Raw genomic sequence first — 14,825 nt, forward strand, 5'->3', positions numbered from 1 at the left:
TAAATCCCTAGAAGGTTTAGAAAATAGAAAAGTATGATGGATGATGCCATGGCTTTGGGTCGCCCCGCGACCCGTCCAGGCGTCGCCACTTCTTTTCTTGATAATAAAGGGATAACGGCTGAAAATTTTAGGACTTATCCAAAAGCTTTGTAGATAGATTATTGCTTAGTTACTTTAACGCTAGCGCTAAGACACCTTACTAATAGCGTTCATGTGTAAGTCCTAATATTATTAAAATTTTATTACTGATTTTTGTTTGTTAAATATTTACCTTTTATGATTTTTTTATTCTAAATTTACTTTTTTTATGTTTTTTACTGAACTTGAAACACAACTTATATCATTTTTGTCATCTGGTCTCACAGACAGTGAAATTGCTGAGAAGACTCAATACTCTACAGGTTATGTAAAGTGTTTATTTCATCGTATTGTTCGCAAGTATAAATTAAAAAATCGTTGTCATCTTGTTGCATTTTTTTATACCTATTCAGATCACAATGGTTTCACTTCACCTTAATCTCTTGTTTTTTCTGTTTTTGTTTGCCATTATTTATTTAGTTATCAAATGATTTTTATGGCTGATATACCTGAAAAAGTAATCGATGCTGGCATACTTCTGGGTGATAATTACGCTGATGTTATTTTAAAACTTGCTTCTCAAAGAGTTAATCAGCGTATTAATACTCCTAACTCTTTTCTGCATGATATCATTGTTCCTGTAATTGACGTTTCTTCTGTAGAAGTATTAGATCCTCTTTCTCTTCCTTCTCCTGCTCTTGTTCGTCAACTTCCTCGTCAGGTTATGCGAGATGATTTAGGAGAAGAGGATGACTCTTACTCTCTCTGACCACCCCATCAGTAGTCATTATGGTAAATTCATTTTATCTGAAGTTGGTCATTATTCAGATTATAAATTTAGTAGTTTTTATTTGAAAAAGAAACAGACTGCTAATTTATTTGACTTAGCTTATCAGCATTATGGTTATCCTGACCTAATGCATTGGGCATATAGGATTAGAAATTGTTCAACTGATTTGACTTTTGCTGAAACTTCCAATGGTCTCAAGCTTAGAGCTGCTAACTTTTGTAGAGTACGTTTTTGCCCTATGTGCGCATTTCGCAGGTCAAAAATGTATCAAGCTAAATCACTTTCTATATGGCCTCATATAGCAAAGAAATTTAGGTATATATTTCTAACTTTAACTGTTCGCAACCCTCTATTAATCAGCTTAAAATCTTATTTTAAGTATGTTTTGACTCCTTCTTTTAAGCGGTTTAAAAACAACTTAATTTATAACCTTAAATCTTTAAGGGGATATCTTAGAAGTTTTGAAGTGACGATGCCTAAAGATGATAAATCTTATTGCCATCCTCATTTTCATTTACTTTTAGCAGTAGATGAGTCGTATTTTGATAATGATAATTATTTAGATTATCAAGGATGGCAATCTATTTGGCGTGATGCTCTTAGAGCTGATTATGATCCTTTAGTGTGGGTTAATGCTGTTTTGCCTGATGATGGTAAATCTCTTTTGGAAATTACTAAGTATGAATTTAAGCCATCCGATTATATTTCTAATTATAAGTGGCTTGGTGAAGCAGCAATTCAAATATCTGGCTTGAGAAGCTTTTCTCATTCTGGAATCTTTAGTGAATATTTTAGGTTTCTAAATACTGACCCTGATTTGATTTATGCTGAATCCGAATATTCAGATAATTTAGGTCGAAATAAACGTGATTATCCTTTAATTAACTTTACTTGGGATAATCAATTAAACAATTACACAAGTAGGATTTGACTTATGGGATTATCAAAGAAAACTTTGATACCAGTTGTGTGCAAAGAAGCTCTTTTTTGTAAGAAAATTATCAAGGAAGATGGCAGAGGCATGGAATTTTATTTCCAAGCTCCTGATTATATTAAGGAGTATAACAAGCAATATCCTCCTGAAGATGCTGTAAGCAATCTTACTCGCTCTAAATTTCAAACATTTAAGCCTAGCTTAAAATTTTCAGTTCCGACTGATATTTTGAATGAACCTGACGAATCCATTCAGAAATTGTTAGATTTAAAAATTGGTGATATTGTAGCGCTTGATTTTGCTATATCTCCAGAGTTAATCCCACAATCAAAGGAGAGTAGGGCGAATGTCTACGCTTCGACAATTTACCGTGACATTCTTAAAGTTGTCCGCCATTCGGACTGTCTTGACAAGTTTTATAACGAGCCTGTTACTTCTTCTGTCTCTGCTGCTGCCTAATGTGTCATTAGCTCAGACTTTTGATATACCTTCAGGTGTTCCCGATTCTTTTTTTGTTCGTTATAAAGATGAATTAAATAATACTATTACTGGATATCTACGATACCAAAATTCATCTTGTATTGTTCAAGTTCCAGGGAAACCTAATGTTATTATTCCTTCTGATATGGAGTCATGTCTTAGTCATGTTTTTTCTATGGATATAGACTACCAGGTTCATTCAGGTTTAGTAGTTTTTTTCTCTAAATTATTTCTTGTAGGTGTATTAATTTTTTCACTGCATATGATTTACATATCAATACCTAGCAGGACTTTTTGATATGGATACCATTTCCTTAACAGATGCAATCACTCTGTTTGATGCACTTTTGGAAAGTTTAGTGCCAATTATTATATCTGTTTATTTGATTGGTATCGCTTTCAAAATGTTTTCTTTACTACTTTAAGGAGTCTTTAATGATTAATTGGCCTTTGATTATTGCTTCATTTCTAATTACTTTTGCTGGATGGAACTACTTTTACTTTAAAAATAAAAGTAATGATAAACCTCAAAAAAAATCGACTAAAAAGAGTGCTACTGCTCTTCGTGCTTTTGATCGTGTTGGGAAGCCAAAAGCCAGCAAACGCTAACACAATATGGCAATTTCAGATACCAGTATCCCCGGAGGAATTTGTAAATGGAATTGTTGACAGAATAGACCCTGAAATTCAGAAGTTTATTCTAGCAACCGCTGGTATTTTTACCCTTAGATTGCTCATAGGAAAACGATAATCATGTCTAAACCGTTATGTAGTGATATGGAAAATTTCACTACCTTATCTAGCCAGATAGGTCAACTTCCTGCTTCTCGGGAATTAAATTGCTTGTTATCTCACAATAGCAATTTTTCAATTGAACCAGTAGGAACTGTAAATGACTTCTTTGATATTCCTAACGGTATATCTTCTTCCAGTTTTTCTACTGATATTGCAATTATAGTTTCTGCTTTAGCAGTAGCTTATGTAGTGAGGATGTTTTTATGAATGAAGTTCCTATTCCTGATGCAGATGTATTAGTAGCTTATTTTCAAGCTGCAATAGATTGGGGAATAGAAGTATCTGCTCGTTATCTTGCCTATATGGCTGCTGCTGTATTGGGGATAAGCTTTTTTAAGAATTAACTTAGAGGTTTTATGAAAAGATCTAAAATTTGGAGTATTTTAAATACTAATATTCCTTATACTCCAAAATTGTCGAAAAAATCTTTTGTTGTATCAGTTATTCTTTCAACAACAATTACAGTAGTTAGTTTTTATAACCCCTCTTACTCTAGCTTCATTATCTTCGCTGAAATTAGTAGGATTGGTATTGTTTTTGCTATCAGGTTATTTAAATAGATAGCACTTTGACATCTATATAAATTTATAGGTGTTCAAGATGCTTTCTGCATCATTACAACATACTTAACTAATATTATGAGTCAAATTACATTATGGAATGCTTTGAATAGAGATATTCCACATACTCCGAGATTCCCTAAAATTTCAAAACAAGCTATTCTTATTGGTTTGTCTACTGCAGCAGCAGCTACTGTCATTACTATGTCACCTCCTGCTAAAGCTCAGCTTGTCATTGCTGATGAGGTTGATAAGGTTGCTGCTATTGCTGCTATGCTGGAGAACATGGTATCTAGCATGACCAATGTACTTGCTGGCTCTGGTGGCGCTAGTGCTGCTTTTCAGGTTTTTAGACGTATTATCTTAAACAACCTGTAATAAAATTTCTATTCTATTTAGGGAAAGTTATAGATCTTTCCCTGAACTACTATGAAACATTTCATTGTTCTCATTTTTGTAATTTTACTGCTACTTTTTTCTTTGCCATCTTTGGCTAGTGGTGGTGATTCTGGAGGAAGTGGTACTGGTAACAATGCTGGTGGTGCAACACTTGAAGTAGAAATTGACGCTGGACCTAGATTCCATGAAGATGATAGGTATGAAATCCAGTACTGTACACAAGATATCTTCTGGAATTTCTTTCCAATGGATTTTTTGTATAATGGGTCTTTTTCATCTTATTCAAATGAATGTCCATCAGTAGAATTCTTTGGTTATACGCATGAGATGTGCTTTTTGCTTGATGCGTATAGAAATATTATTTCACCAGCATTTATTTTATCAATGATGGTATATGCAATATTTCATTTATAAGTACCGTAGATACTTACTTTTAATTATAATAATTGTAATTTATATTCTCATTTCTTCACCATCATTTGCTAGTGGTGGATATTCACCTGGAGGTGGAGGAACTTGGTATCCTGATTTTGATACTGATGAATCAAGTACAAGCCCTGCACCAACATTTGGTATTTGGGTATGCAGTATTTCGTTTAAATTAACCTCTTGGCTTCCAAGCACTCCCTATAATATGTGGCTCTCAACTCTAGTTAATAGAATAGGGCAAAATATACCTTTTGTTGGTCGCGGAATCTTACTAGCTGTTGTTACAGATATTAAAAATGTCCTCATTCTTGTAGCTTCTTGGAAAATATTTAAATCTCTTTCAAGGTTTTAGTTATGAATGTATCTGATTTTTTACGATACGGTGAAATTTATGGAGTAGTGTCTTCAAAGGATGCTCCTCCACGTGGCAGTGGAAAAACAGTTACTGCATTATCTTTGGTTTTGCAGCAGGCTAATCTACTTAATTATGGTTTAGTTTTCAACTTTGATATCAATGCTCAGGCGCTTTACTATTACTGTTACTACATGGGATATCATAATGTTATCCGACATTTTAAATTAGGTAATGTTGTGGTAAAACCAGTTACTAATGTATCTGGAAAAACTGATTTATCTAATTTTATTCAAGGTATAAAAAAGATATTTGTACTTGATGAAGCTGGTATATTTTGCTCTGCGAGAAATTGGAATTCTTTGCCTGATAATTGGCAAGCAAACTTAGCAATGATGAGACAATATCATATAAGATTATGGTGGATATCTCAGCATTATGACCATGTTGATAAACTTTTACGGTCTCAAAGTAATTACATAATAGAATGTTCATCTGTCCTCACAAAGTCAAAGAGTCTAGGTGGCGCTTCAAAAATGATAACCAAGATTTATTATTTTTATACTAATAAATCCTATAATTATTTGTTTGCAAAAAGTGATAAGATTTCCGGCTTAAATTTCCAACTTCATAGAATGAGATTTGCAAAATTCAGGCATATATCACCTCTGTCTACTGGAGACAAAATGTTATTTACGGTTTATAAGTCGTTTAATAAATCTATTGGTGATAATCCAGTTCTATTTAATTTTCCTGCAAAATTATTTGCTAAAGAGTTTTATAAATATAGCCATAAAACTCATATACCAAACTATTGCTATCTTACAATTTTTAATTCTCCTTTACTGTACTCCTACTTTTTTTCAGTATTAGAATCATTTAAAAAGCCTGCCTTATACCTAAATTGTTTCATTCATCTTTTAGGGCTGTTCATTAAAAAATCTCCTTTTGAAATAGATGTTGAGAAATACAAAAATAAATTTATTGAAGATTCTTGCAATGCTTTTGATTTATCAAAATTATCTGATATTCCTGATAAAAATTCTGATGAAACGATTAAAACTGCCTCTAATAATACTTATGATGTATCTTATCTTTTTTAGAGACTCAAGACTTGTTGTTCTTGCTAATAGTCCTCCTCCTCTTAATAGTTACTGCACTGAAGAAAATTACCCTGATCCTTTTATTTCTAATCAAGAATATATTTATAATTCTATTGCTAATTCTTGTCGTTTAAAAACTACTTACTTTTATGTAAATAAGAAATCTACTCCTTTTTCTTGCTATCCTCCACTTTTTCGTGCTACCTATGTTTATTATAATGATGGTATTCGCCTTGAAGCTTTTGGCTGTTTTTCCCCTGGTAGTTCTATAGATCTATCTAGTGCTTTACCTACTCAAACTATTTGTACTATAGACTACTACTATTATTCTGAACATATTGATGTTTCTCTTTCTGCTTGTATTGATGATATTGACGATGATGGCGGCGATGACGGGGGCGATGATGACGATAATAATACCTGTCCTAATGTAAAAATTAAAATTAGAGGTTTACCTTTTCAAGAAGGTACTGCAACTCTAAGGTGTAATCAATGAATTTATTAATATTTCTTTTCATCATTTCCCCAATGATTGCATCTTTGAGAACAATGATTCTTGCAATCATTATTGTGATAAAATGTGAAATCACTCATAGATATTTTTCCTGGGCTGTACTGATTGCAGCTCTTTTTTATTTCAATTTGAATTCAGGTAATTTCGTGCAATCGTTTTTAGGGCATTACGAAATTGGTGGTGGTCTTATTGATTTCATTCTGATATCACTCCTACCTTTGTCGCTTCCACTAACCGGATTCAGATTAGGAGTGATATCACTCTCGATTATTTTACTTCTTGGCTTTGGCGGGGAACATAGGCAAGAACTTGCTAACGGTTTTCTTGCTCCTGCTTCTTTCATAACTCCACCCTTGCAATCATCTTTATTGCTTGCGTCTGCAATCACTTGTCGTTCACGTTCTGCGATTGCAGTGATAGCACTTGCAATCATTATGCGATTGCGTTCGCGTTTTTTGAAACTGCTTATTTTAGTGATTGCGTTTGTAGTGATATCAGTGGAATGTTACCACCGCTATCACTATATTTCTGCTTACGGAGCTGGTTTTTGGGATGCAATTAGCACCAGTAGATTATGGCAGTGGAGAAACTTACCTTTTCAACCTGTTGGCATTGATGGTGCAATCAGTCGTATGGGTACTGTAAAATTTCACAATGCTTTCGTTGATTTCAGAGTGATATCAGGTGATTGGCTTCTGCCTTTTTGGTGGTTGATTTTAATATTTTCTTACTCTGAATCTATTCCTATAGAAGTATTTTTGTCTTTCATCTGTGTACAGTTTTTTTGGTATAATAGTAGTGTCATTTTGTTTGGTTGGTTTTTTGTGCTTAATCATTATTTAGGAAAAATTTTAGATGATTAAAGATTTTATTATTCATTTGGTAGTAATTATTTCTTTTACTTCTTTGCTTGGCTATTTTTTGGGAGTATTTTTGCGTACAAGAAAAATAAAAAAATTTCTAAAATTCTTACTTTTAGATGATTGATTAATTAGATTTTTATTGCTATAATATTAATATAATTTAGGAGGAAATATTTATGGGTATTGGCAATTTTATTCGCAATGTTCAATCATCTTTTGAGACTATTTTAGCATCAACTTCTGAACCTCAGCCTATGCTTTTTAAACAAACTATTTGGGCTGATAATAATTTGCGTGATAAATTTCTTTCTTCTGATGCTGCTGATAGGCAAAAAATTATAGGAGATCAAGAAGCTTTATTACAGGAATTTACAACTGATTATGATGACTCTGAATAGAGTTTTTGCTGATTATTTTATGACTAATTAATTTTCCTATTACTTATGCTTTGATAAAATAAATCTAACTGTTAATTACTATCTTTGTATCAAGCATATTCAGTAGCACTTGTTTAGCGTTAGCGGCCGAGCCGAGCGCTATTTTTTTTAATTATTTTTCTTCTTTTTACGCAATTCAAGCTCGTGTGAGGCAAACTGGTGCAGCGTAGCGGTACTGAATATGCGGTCAATGGTTTAACTGTTGCTAAAACTTATCTGTGTTTATAGTAGTCGCTAAGAGCTAGAAGCCTTACGGAATCTTACTAAAACGGTTGGTTCGACGATAGGAGAAACAAAGCCTTAGCGTAGACTTATGAACGGCGGCTCCCCTGAGACGCAAATCTAGGGAGACTTAATTTTCAAGCGAGAGGGACGAACTCTTGAAAATTTAGTCGAACTTGATTTAGTGAATTAGTCAAGCTTGGCTAGTTTTAGTTAGATGTAGTTGGTTTGTAGTGAGCGACGTTTGACTATTACTAACTTATTAATAAATCTTATTATTATTCAAAATATTATTTTTTGAGATAAAAATCATTATTGATTAAATTGGACTTGTCAAGTTTTGTATTATGTACACTAGTAGCTGTACTGTTTAGTGTACAATAAACTAAACAGTACAGTAAACAGTATAGTAAACAAATGATTGTCCAAGAATTACTTTTAAGGTATGGTTTAAATTCTCGTGCAGCTTTATATAGTCGGTTAAAAACTCTCAAGATTGAATTAGCTAAGGATAAGAATGATAAGGCTTTTGCTACTCTTGAGCAGTTACAACAATTAGATCTGTTGCACGAGCATATAAAATCTGGAAATAAGATGTCCACATTTGTGAAAGAAGTTAAGGCAGATGTAGTATATGATGAAAGTGAACAGTTCAGTAAACAGTACACTGAACAAAAAAAGTCCAAAATTAGTCCTATCACTGAACAGTTTACAGAACAGCTCACAGTACAAAGTACAAGTGCTGAAATTCTTTTAGAAAATATAATAGGGACAATTATTAATAATATGAGTCCTCGTGAAGATTCAATTCAGATGCATAGGGATTTAAAAGAATGTTCAGAGGAAAAATGGTTGCTTACTAGCAAGGAATTAGAAAAATTAATAGGGAGAAGACCCAGGAAATTAAAAAATGAAAATTATTGTGTTGTTGGAGGGTGGAAGTTTGTGTTGAGAGGAAAGTCGGGGAATCAAAATCTTTGGCAAGTTGAACAGTTGTAGAAATTGTTTGGTACAAGTGATCGCTTATACTAATATTTCTCCCCATTCATTTATACTTGCTGGGGAGTAATATTGTTATGACTAATTTTTATATATAGTACAAATATAAAAAATGCCGAGCGCATTATCTTAAACTCAATATTGTAATTTGATTTTTAGTTTGAATATGCCGATTGCTTATTGGGCGATCGGCATTGCCAATAGTTTTTATTTTTTTTTAGTTAAATCAGAATAATATTCAGAACTTTCATTTGATATTTCTAAAGATTCTCCTGTTTTTTGTGACAATTCATCAAAAAGTTCTTTTAATAGCTGTTTATGAATTTCCAACTTATCACAACGTGACCTTAATTCAATTATTTGATTATCTGTCTCTGCAATAAGTCGTTTTAGAATTCCCCCAGAAATTGTTCCTCCGGGGCTGCTAGTTTTATTTCTCCCCGACCAATCATTTCTACTAGATGAGATGCTGTCGTCTGCCTCAATATTGCTAGTTGTTTGATACCCTCTTTTGCTGTCTCTGTCAAAGTGTAATTGACGTTCTTGGTTGTTTCGCTGTACTTCTTTGTGGGCCGTCTTGGCATTACGTTTTTTTCCTTTAGTCATCTGTTTTAAATATATATTACTGCATATATCTTGACATAATCATATATTGTTCGTACAATTATTTTCAAGTGAACAATATATAAACTATAAGAGGTATTATCCTATAGGAAAAGGACAAGTTGTTAGATGAGTAAAAAGAATGTCGATTAATTGTTGGTTATAACTATTGGCGACTAACTGAGGAGACTATAAGTAATGTATGTGAAGCTATTTAGTGAGGCACGGGTATGAAAGTGGAGAATCTATAGTACAGCGATACTGCATCTTCAATTCTTATCGGTTATTGTCTTTACTCATTCAATAACGAAAAGTTATTTCAGGAATAAAAATTAAATATTAGAGAAAAATGAAAAAACTCAAAATCAAGTACATGAAGCGGAGAATCTATAAACTAGAAATCTCCCCAGCAGAAGTCCGAAACAAATTTGGTGACTTGAGATTCCGCAAAACCTGGGAAGCTGCCTATAGACATTATGTAAGAAAGCAGCTTGTCACCACTCAGCAAACTCAACCAAGAGACAATAAATTCCCAATTAGGCCAGTAGTTGAAAAAGTCGTAAATCGCGATCGCAACTACAAAACTTATATAGATGAAAATTTAAGTCCATTTTCTATTGACTCCTATACTAGCCTAAGTAAAATTAAGCTGAAATATATCAAAGAGGCTATTTATAAATTAGGAATATCCTCTCAAGAAGTTTCATCTTTTGGTAATTTAAAACTCCGTAAAACCTGGGAAGCTGCTTATGAATATTACAACTATCGCTACGATTCTTTTAATAATCATTTAACAGAATCTGAATTCCAGGAAAAAGAAAATTTTTATAAGCAAGCAGAAATTAATTATAAGGAAAAAGAAATAGCTAAAAATTCTGAGATATTTAAAAGTATTGCCAAGAAAGTATTTCAAAATGCTCCAGTTAAACTATCAACCGAGAAAGTAAAAAGTTGCGATCGCGAACTATCTGGGATAGAAAGATATAGAAGGGACAAATCACAACAAGAAGTAAAACAACTCACTTTATTTGATACTGAAGAGTTTCAGAGTAAGGCCAATACTAATATTATTCCTGACATAGAACCACCTGACCCTGACGATTACCCAAATAATTTTGAACACCATTACAGAATATGGCAAATTACTTACCCAAAAATTGCAGATGCAAGTGAAAAATGGGATAGAGGAGAAATTTCACATGAAGAGCTTACAAAAATTATAGACAAATATATAGCGGAATATATAAAAGCTCAAGAATCTAAAGACAAAAAACTAATGGATGAGAGACTAAAAAAATATGAGCAGAAGTCAAGAAGACAATGTAGAGAAAAATGGTTAATAGGGGAACTAGCAATAAAAAGTGTGTCAGAAGTAGCAAAGAAAATCAGACAAAAGAAATAATTCATGGGCTGAAGAGTTTCTACAAGTTGCTAGTATGTTTGAACAGTGGTCAAAAATATGAGTTACCTCGAATTTATAGGCTTCTTATTGTATCTTTCAATGTACCTTATATCTAGTTTATTAGTAGGATTTATCATTGGTACTTTACTTCCAATAAAAATATCTATGTTAATAGTTTTAATATTTATTATTCTTGTACTGCTATCCTATTTTGATTTTTATAGCCAACAAAGAATGGAAAAACTATATCAAGAATTATTTGAAGACAATGAAGAATAAATCAATTTAAAGAAAATGATTAACTTTTTGATAGGACTTATCACTGGAACTCTAATACTCTACATATTTATTATATGAAAGATAAATCAATAAAAAAAATCACTAAAAAACTTTCGTTAAATATTCTGAAGAAAATGACTAAAGAAATTTCAGAATGCACAAGTATATGGGAGGAAGAACAATTTAATAAAACAGTTGTAGAAGTATCAGATATTGCAGTATCTGCTGCAAAGTATTTAGAGGAATTATATACAGAGAGAAAAGTAAATCTTAGTTATGAAATATCAGCAGAAATATTTCAAACATTAATGCCAAGCTGGAAAGAAATTAGAAATTTAAGACAACTAGATATTACCAGTAAAATTATAAAAACTGGTAGAAGAGCAGTGAATACAACTATTGCTTTTGATATGTCTTGGAAAAAATCAAAGGATAATAATAGTGACTATTAGAAAAACCATAGAAGTACGACTAATTGGATATGAACCTGATATTGAAAAGTTCATTGCTGCTATGCACGAACTTAAAAGGGAAGGATACACATTAGCCAAACAACCTGCATATAGAACATCTCGTAAAGACCCAGAAGATACTATAGCCTATACAGAATGGCTAATAGAAAAATGAGAAAAATTCCCCTACCAATATTTGAAGAAATAATTACTGACGAAGATACTCCAGAATGGATTAAATCCATCGAAAAGTGTCGAAAAAAATATGAAATATCCTCATGTAATTACTCATCTGACACTGAAGAATTACATCAATCGTTACTTGATAGCTCCTATAATTACATCAAATTTGGTATCAAAATTAAAGCAGCAGTCCAAAATAAACTATATATTAAGAAAGGCTTTAAAACTTTTGAAGAATATTGTCTTAAAGTTTTCAGAATGTCTGAACCGTATTGTCGAAAGATTATGCGGGCAGCAAGAATGGCAATTCTACTAATAAGATGTGGATTTGATGAACTGCCAAGATGTATCTCTCATGCCTATAAATTTGCTGAATTAGTATCAGATAGAGCAGGGAAACGCACTAATGAAGAAATTAAAATTGCTGCACAGAAATGGCAAGATGTATTAGATGCTGCTGAAATTTCTAAGACTCCTATTACTACTAATTTTATTCTCAAAGTTTTAGAACCTAATTCATATACTCCATTTAAAACTAAATTTAGTGAAGCAATTTATGATGCTTTGAGAGAATTAACTAATTTTTGGAAATGGAAAAATAATTCAGAAGTTGATATAAATCAGTATCTTAGTATTGTCATTGAAAATAGTTATTTACAATTAATTAACTCCCCAGAATATAAAGAATATCAGGAAAGTTGTTATAAGTATAAAGAGCAAGAAGTTGATGAGTATTATTCAGTAAATGGTGGAAACAAAGTATCTAGAGAAGAAATAATACAGGCAGTTTCAAAGGAACATCCAGAAAATGAATCAGAGGAAATTTCTACAGTAGTTGAGACTGAAACTAATAATTCAGTGGTAAGATATAACTCTGAAATAACTGTGGCTAAAGCTTTTAGTCATCCAATAAAGTACTTGGAAAAATTAAGAATTAGTAAGCCTAATCTTTCAGCACAAATTGACCATTACATCAAGTTTGTATTAGAGAAAAATGAGAATGAAAGATATGGCGATCGCCCTCCGTGATTGCTAGTAGAGTTATATTTTAAATATGGGAATCACATCTTTTACAGTTGGTGGAAAATTTGAATCTGAAATCAGCTATACCAGTCACACTTTTGAGATTAACTATCAACTTGATGATGGTGAAAATCTTAAAGAAGCTGTGAGTGAATGTAAGTTGTTAATTGCAGATATTGTTTCTGGTGGGGAGTCAGTACCTTACCTCAGGGCATTACGAGTAATGGCAGCTCCAACAGTTGGAGAAAAGATTGATGAGGCAACCAAAAAATTAGAGGAAAGAGAGGAAAAACTTCAAAGTATTAGAGATAGAGTTAAATCAGCAAAAGAAGAACTTAAAGAACTAACTGAAACTGAAGAGGGTCTAATTAAACTTGAACGTCTGCTTGAAGTTTCAAAAGCATCAACTCATTTTTGGGAAATGGTTCAAAAGGTTGCGGAAACTGATGTAAAGTTACTATCTATAGAAGAAAAACCAACTGAAACTACAGATAGTGAAGATATTGAAGAACTTAATCCTTTCTAAAAAACCTGCCTGATGATTTAACCCGCAGGAGTTAATGAAACGGCTATTCATTTAGCCGTTGCAGGTTTACCTGCATATACTCAGTAAGTTACCTGCTTTCTAAGTAAAGTGAGTGTTCGCGCTTTTTAAACTTTATGAGCAACCTTACTGAGTTTATAAACACTGTACTTTGAGAGTAAATTAAATGGTTATTGCAACTGTTTTCAGGTGATTTGTGAGTACATTGTTTTTTTTTAATATCACCATCACAAATGAATAAGAGAATTATTGGAGGCGATGTTTGTAAATCGTCTATTGTGTGCTGGAAACTTGATGAGATTCCTGCTGATTTACAAAAGTATTTTAAGGATAATAAGAGACTTAAGAGAAACGATCCATTGACTTTTAAACTTAATTTAGAAAGTGTGGAAGACTTTGTTGAGTTTTTACTAGATTCTGATGGTTTGGTAATGGAGCCAACTGGAGGTAATTATAGTTATCTGTGGTCTAAGATTGCTGATACTCATCAAATACCTGTATTTTGGGTTGGTCATCCAGAGGTTAAGTATTTAAGAAAGTCGGAGCGATTACCTGATAAAAATGACCAAGCTGATGCACTGGCATTAGCTGTTTATGCTTTAAAAAATTGGGATAAATCACAATCTTTTCTGAGATTTGAGCCTGGTTTGATTAAAGAGATTAATGATAGATATTTACAGCTACATTCACTTGCTAGAATTCAATCTCCTATTATTAATCGATTGAGACAACAATTAGCTAGAGAGTTTCCAGAAGTAGCTCATACTAAGTCACCTTCAGGAACTGATGGTTTATCTCCATTATGGAGTTGGATTGCAGGAAGGGAAAGATATACTAAGAATGGAGCTAATAGATATAGTAAAAAGTATGAAAAATCTGTTGCTTGTGAGTATGGGATAGAGATTTCTGAGTTTACTAAGTTTTTAGCAAATCAATTATGTGAATTACATTTAAATGAGTTTAAAATTCGTCGAGAGTTATATGAATTAATTTATTCTTTACAGTTTGATTGCTTTAATCAAGTTTTTGATTTATACAGTTTTGGATTGATGGCAAGGGCTATGTTATTGGTGCGTTGTTATCCTTTTAGTAGGTTTGAAAGTGAAGGTGCTTTTAAGAGGCGTTTAGGGTTTGGTAGGGAGGAAAGTTCATCTGGAGATGTGGAAAGATTTAGTAAGTCTGGTTCTTCTTTGGCTCGTTCTGAATTGTATCTTTGGTGTGTGACTGTTGTGGGTAAGAAAAATCTTACTTCTAAAGTTGGATTAGAAATAATAGCTAAGTTTGAATATTATAAGGAGCAGTTACAGAAAGACCCTAATAAAGGTAAAAAGTTTACTGATTTGGTTAGGTGTCGAACTGTGGCCTTTATGTTGAGGAGATTGTT

General features: G+C 32.5%; 24 protein-coding genes. 23 read left to right on the plus strand and 1 reads right to left on the minus strand.

What is annotated here, in order from left to right:
• Positions 1 to 574: 574 nt before the first annotated feature.
• The 16 genes from AC3DU7_RS08910 to AC3DU7_RS08985 all read left to right on the plus strand — a co-directional run bounded on the left by AC3DU7_RS08910 (position 575) and on the right by AC3DU7_RS08985 (position 8,955).
• Positions 575 to 847 (plus strand): hypothetical protein, encoded by a 273-nt coding sequence (locus AC3DU7_RS08910; protein ID WP_488038996.1) that lies wholly within the window; start codon positions 575 to 577, stop codon positions 845 to 847.
• Positions 828 to 1,799 (plus strand): protein rep, encoded by a 972-nt coding sequence (locus AC3DU7_RS08915; protein WP_488038997.1) that lies wholly within the window; start codon positions 828 to 830, stop codon positions 1,797 to 1,799. Before AC3DU7_RS08910 ends, AC3DU7_RS08915 begins: the two co-directional genes overlap by 20 nt.
• Before the next feature lie 3 nt (positions 1,800 to 1,802).
• A complete protein-coding gene (locus AC3DU7_RS08920) occupies positions 1,803 to 2,261 on the plus strand; it encodes a hypothetical protein (RefSeq protein WP_488038998.1) in 459 nt (152 codons plus the stop codon).
• A 1-nt stretch (position 2,262) separates the two neighbouring features.
• On the plus strand, positions 2,263 to 2,580 hold the full coding sequence (locus AC3DU7_RS08925) for a hypothetical protein (RefSeq protein ID WP_488038999.1): 318 nt from the start codon (positions 2,263 to 2,265) through the stop codon (positions 2,578 to 2,580).
• A 137-nt stretch (positions 2,581 to 2,717) separates the two neighbouring features.
• Entirely contained in the window at positions 2,718 to 2,891 is a 174-nt protein-coding gene (locus AC3DU7_RS08930; RefSeq protein WP_488039000.1) for a hypothetical protein, read from the plus strand.
• 144 nt (positions 2,892 to 3,035) lie between these two features.
• Complete coding sequence (locus tag AC3DU7_RS08935) at positions 3,036 to 3,284, plus strand: hypothetical protein (RefSeq protein WP_488039001.1); 249 nt, start codon at positions 3,036 to 3,038, stop codon at positions 3,282 to 3,284.
• On the plus strand, positions 3,281 to 3,421 hold the full coding sequence (locus tag AC3DU7_RS08940; protein ID WP_488039002.1) for a hypothetical protein: 141 nt from the start codon (positions 3,281 to 3,283) through the stop codon (positions 3,419 to 3,421). Before AC3DU7_RS08935 ends, AC3DU7_RS08940 begins: the two co-directional genes overlap by 4 nt.
• Positions 3,422 to 3,433: 12 nt before the next feature.
• Positions 3,434 to 3,637: a hypothetical protein gene (locus AC3DU7_RS08945; protein WP_488039003.1), complete on the plus strand. Its 204-nt coding sequence runs from the start codon at positions 3,434 to 3,436 to the stop codon at positions 3,635 to 3,637.
• Between the two features lie 78 nt (positions 3,638 to 3,715).
• A complete protein-coding gene (locus tag AC3DU7_RS08950) occupies positions 3,716 to 4,015 on the plus strand; it encodes a hypothetical protein (protein ID WP_488039004.1) in 300 nt (99 codons plus the stop codon).
• Between the two features lie 51 nt (positions 4,016 to 4,066).
• Positions 4,067 to 4,450, plus strand: coding sequence for a hypothetical protein (locus AC3DU7_RS08955; RefSeq protein ID WP_488039005.1), 384 nt, complete (start codon positions 4,067 to 4,069; stop codon positions 4,448 to 4,450).
• Positions 4,431 to 4,817, plus strand: a complete 387-nt coding sequence (locus tag AC3DU7_RS08960) for a hypothetical protein (RefSeq protein WP_488039006.1) — start codon at positions 4,431 to 4,433, stop codon at positions 4,815 to 4,817. Before AC3DU7_RS08955 ends, AC3DU7_RS08960 begins: the two co-directional genes overlap by 20 nt.
• A 2-nt stretch (positions 4,818 to 4,819) precedes the next feature.
• On the plus strand, positions 4,820 to 5,920 hold the full coding sequence (locus tag AC3DU7_RS08965) for a hypothetical protein (RefSeq protein WP_488039007.1): 1,101 nt from the start codon (positions 4,820 to 4,822) through the stop codon (positions 5,918 to 5,920).
• A complete protein-coding gene (locus AC3DU7_RS08970) occupies positions 5,898 to 6,416 on the plus strand; it encodes a hypothetical protein (RefSeq protein ID WP_488039008.1) in 519 nt (172 codons plus the stop codon). The genes AC3DU7_RS08965 and AC3DU7_RS08970 overlap by 23 nt, the downstream gene beginning before the upstream one ends.
• Positions 6,413 to 7,297 (plus strand): hypothetical protein, encoded by an 885-nt coding sequence (locus AC3DU7_RS08975; RefSeq protein WP_488039009.1) that lies wholly within the window; start codon positions 6,413 to 6,415, stop codon positions 7,295 to 7,297. The genes AC3DU7_RS08970 and AC3DU7_RS08975 overlap by 4 nt, the downstream gene beginning before the upstream one ends.
• A 176-nt stretch (positions 7,298 to 7,473) precedes the next feature.
• Positions 7,474 to 7,695, plus strand: coding sequence for a hypothetical protein (locus tag AC3DU7_RS08980; protein ID WP_488039010.1), 222 nt, complete (start codon positions 7,474 to 7,476; stop codon positions 7,693 to 7,695).
• Positions 7,696 to 8,373: 678 nt separating this feature from the next.
• Positions 8,374 to 8,955 (plus strand): hypothetical protein, encoded by a 582-nt coding sequence (locus AC3DU7_RS08985; RefSeq protein ID WP_488039011.1) that lies wholly within the window; start codon positions 8,374 to 8,376, stop codon positions 8,953 to 8,955.
• 207 nt (positions 8,956 to 9,162) lie between these two features.
• On the opposite strand, the gene AC3DU7_RS08990 is transcribed toward AC3DU7_RS08985, so the two are convergent.
• Complete coding sequence (locus AC3DU7_RS08990) at positions 9,163 to 9,561, minus strand: hypothetical protein (protein ID WP_488039012.1); 399 nt, start codon at positions 9,559 to 9,561, stop codon at positions 9,163 to 9,165.
• 346 nt (positions 9,562 to 9,907) lie between these two features.
• On the opposite strand from AC3DU7_RS08990, the gene AC3DU7_RS08995 reads away from it, so the two are divergent.
• The 7 genes from AC3DU7_RS08995 to AC3DU7_RS09025 all read left to right on the plus strand — a co-directional run.
• Complete coding sequence (locus tag AC3DU7_RS08995; RefSeq protein ID WP_488039013.1) at positions 9,908 to 10,960, plus strand: hypothetical protein; 1,053 nt, start codon at positions 9,908 to 9,910, stop codon at positions 10,958 to 10,960.
• Between the two features lie 99 nt (positions 10,961 to 11,059).
• On the plus strand, positions 11,060 to 11,239 hold the full coding sequence (locus AC3DU7_RS09000; protein ID WP_488039014.1) for a hypothetical protein: 180 nt from the start codon (positions 11,060 to 11,062) through the stop codon (positions 11,237 to 11,239).
• Positions 11,240 to 11,313: 74 nt separating this feature from the next.
• On the plus strand, positions 11,314 to 11,691 hold the full coding sequence (locus tag AC3DU7_RS09005) for a hypothetical protein (protein ID WP_488039015.1): 378 nt from the start codon (positions 11,314 to 11,316) through the stop codon (positions 11,689 to 11,691).
• Complete coding sequence (locus tag AC3DU7_RS09010) at positions 11,681 to 11,866, plus strand: hypothetical protein (RefSeq protein WP_488039016.1); 186 nt, start codon at positions 11,681 to 11,683, stop codon at positions 11,864 to 11,866. Before AC3DU7_RS09005 ends, AC3DU7_RS09010 begins: the two co-directional genes overlap by 11 nt.
• Positions 11,848 to 12,903: a hypothetical protein gene (locus AC3DU7_RS09015; RefSeq protein ID WP_488039017.1), complete on the plus strand. Its 1,056-nt coding sequence runs from the start codon at positions 11,848 to 11,850 to the stop codon at positions 12,901 to 12,903. Before AC3DU7_RS09010 ends, AC3DU7_RS09015 begins: the two co-directional genes overlap by 19 nt.
• A 25-nt stretch (positions 12,904 to 12,928) precedes the next feature.
• Positions 12,929 to 13,423, plus strand: coding sequence for a hypothetical protein (locus AC3DU7_RS09020; protein ID WP_488039018.1), 495 nt, complete (start codon positions 12,929 to 12,931; stop codon positions 13,421 to 13,423).
• A gap of 251 nt (positions 13,424 to 13,674) precedes the next feature.
• Positions 13,675 to 14,825, plus strand: a 1,151-nt coding sequence (locus AC3DU7_RS09025) for an IS110 family transposase (protein WP_488039019.1), incomplete at its 3' end; no start/stop codon positions are given.

The sequence above is a fragment of the Okeania sp. genome (assembly GCF_983059655.1).

Excerpts from the sequence above, each read along its gene's own strand:
- AC3DU7_RS08910 (WP_488038996.1), top strand. The coding sequence starts at position 575 with ATGGCTGATATACCTGAAAAAGTAATCGATGCTGGCATACTTCTGGGT.
- AC3DU7_RS08915 (WP_488038997.1), top strand. The coding sequence starts at position 828 with ATGACTCTTACTCTCTCTGACCACCCCATCAGTAGTCATTATGGTAAA.
- AC3DU7_RS08920 (WP_488038998.1), top strand. The coding sequence starts at position 1,803 with ATGGGATTATCAAAGAAAACTTTGATACCAGTTGTGTGCAAAGAAGCT.
- AC3DU7_RS08930 (WP_488039000.1), top strand. The coding sequence starts at position 2,718 with ATGATTAATTGGCCTTTGATTATTGCTTCATTTCTAATTACTTTTGCT.
- AC3DU7_RS08935 (WP_488039001.1), top strand. The coding sequence starts at position 3,036 with ATGTCTAAACCGTTATGTAGTGATATGGAAAATTTCACTACCTTATCT.
- AC3DU7_RS08940 (WP_488039002.1), top strand. The coding sequence starts at position 3,281 with ATGAATGAAGTTCCTATTCCTGATGCAGATGTATTAGTAGCTTATTTT.
- AC3DU7_RS08945 (WP_488039003.1), top strand. The coding sequence starts at position 3,434 with ATGAAAAGATCTAAAATTTGGAGTATTTTAAATACTAATATTCCTTAT.
- AC3DU7_RS08950 (WP_488039004.1), top strand. The coding sequence starts at position 3,716 with ATGAGTCAAATTACATTATGGAATGCTTTGAATAGAGATATTCCACAT.
- AC3DU7_RS08955 (WP_488039005.1), top strand. The coding sequence starts at position 4,067 with ATGAAACATTTCATTGTTCTCATTTTTGTAATTTTACTGCTACTTTTT.
- AC3DU7_RS08960 (WP_488039006.1), top strand. The coding sequence starts at position 4,431 with ATGCAATATTTCATTTATAAGTACCGTAGATACTTACTTTTAATTATA.
- AC3DU7_RS08965 (WP_488039007.1), top strand. The coding sequence starts at position 4,820 with ATGAATGTATCTGATTTTTTACGATACGGTGAAATTTATGGAGTAGTG.
- AC3DU7_RS08970 (WP_488039008.1), top strand. The coding sequence starts at position 5,898 with ATGATGTATCTTATCTTTTTTAGAGACTCAAGACTTGTTGTTCTTGCT.
- AC3DU7_RS08975 (WP_488039009.1), top strand. The coding sequence starts at position 6,413 with ATGAATTTATTAATATTTCTTTTCATCATTTCCCCAATGATTGCATCT.
- AC3DU7_RS08980 (WP_488039010.1), top strand. The coding sequence starts at position 7,474 with ATGGGTATTGGCAATTTTATTCGCAATGTTCAATCATCTTTTGAGACT.
- AC3DU7_RS08985 (WP_488039011.1), top strand. The coding sequence starts at position 8,374 with ATGATTGTCCAAGAATTACTTTTAAGGTATGGTTTAAATTCTCGTGCA.
- AC3DU7_RS08990 (WP_488039012.1), bottom strand. The coding sequence starts at position 9,561 with ATGACTAAAGGAAAAAAACGTAATGCCAAGACGGCCCACAAAGAAGTA.
- AC3DU7_RS08995 (WP_488039013.1), top strand. The coding sequence starts at position 9,908 with ATGAAAAAACTCAAAATCAAGTACATGAAGCGGAGAATCTATAAACTA.
- AC3DU7_RS09000 (WP_488039014.1), top strand. The coding sequence starts at position 11,060 with ATGTACCTTATATCTAGTTTATTAGTAGGATTTATCATTGGTACTTTA.
- AC3DU7_RS09005 (WP_488039015.1), top strand. The coding sequence starts at position 11,314 with ATGAAAGATAAATCAATAAAAAAAATCACTAAAAAACTTTCGTTAAAT.
- AC3DU7_RS09015 (WP_488039017.1), top strand. The coding sequence starts at position 11,848 with ATGGCTAATAGAAAAATGAGAAAAATTCCCCTACCAATATTTGAAGAA.
- AC3DU7_RS09020 (WP_488039018.1), top strand. The coding sequence starts at position 12,929 with ATGGGAATCACATCTTTTACAGTTGGTGGAAAATTTGAATCTGAAATC.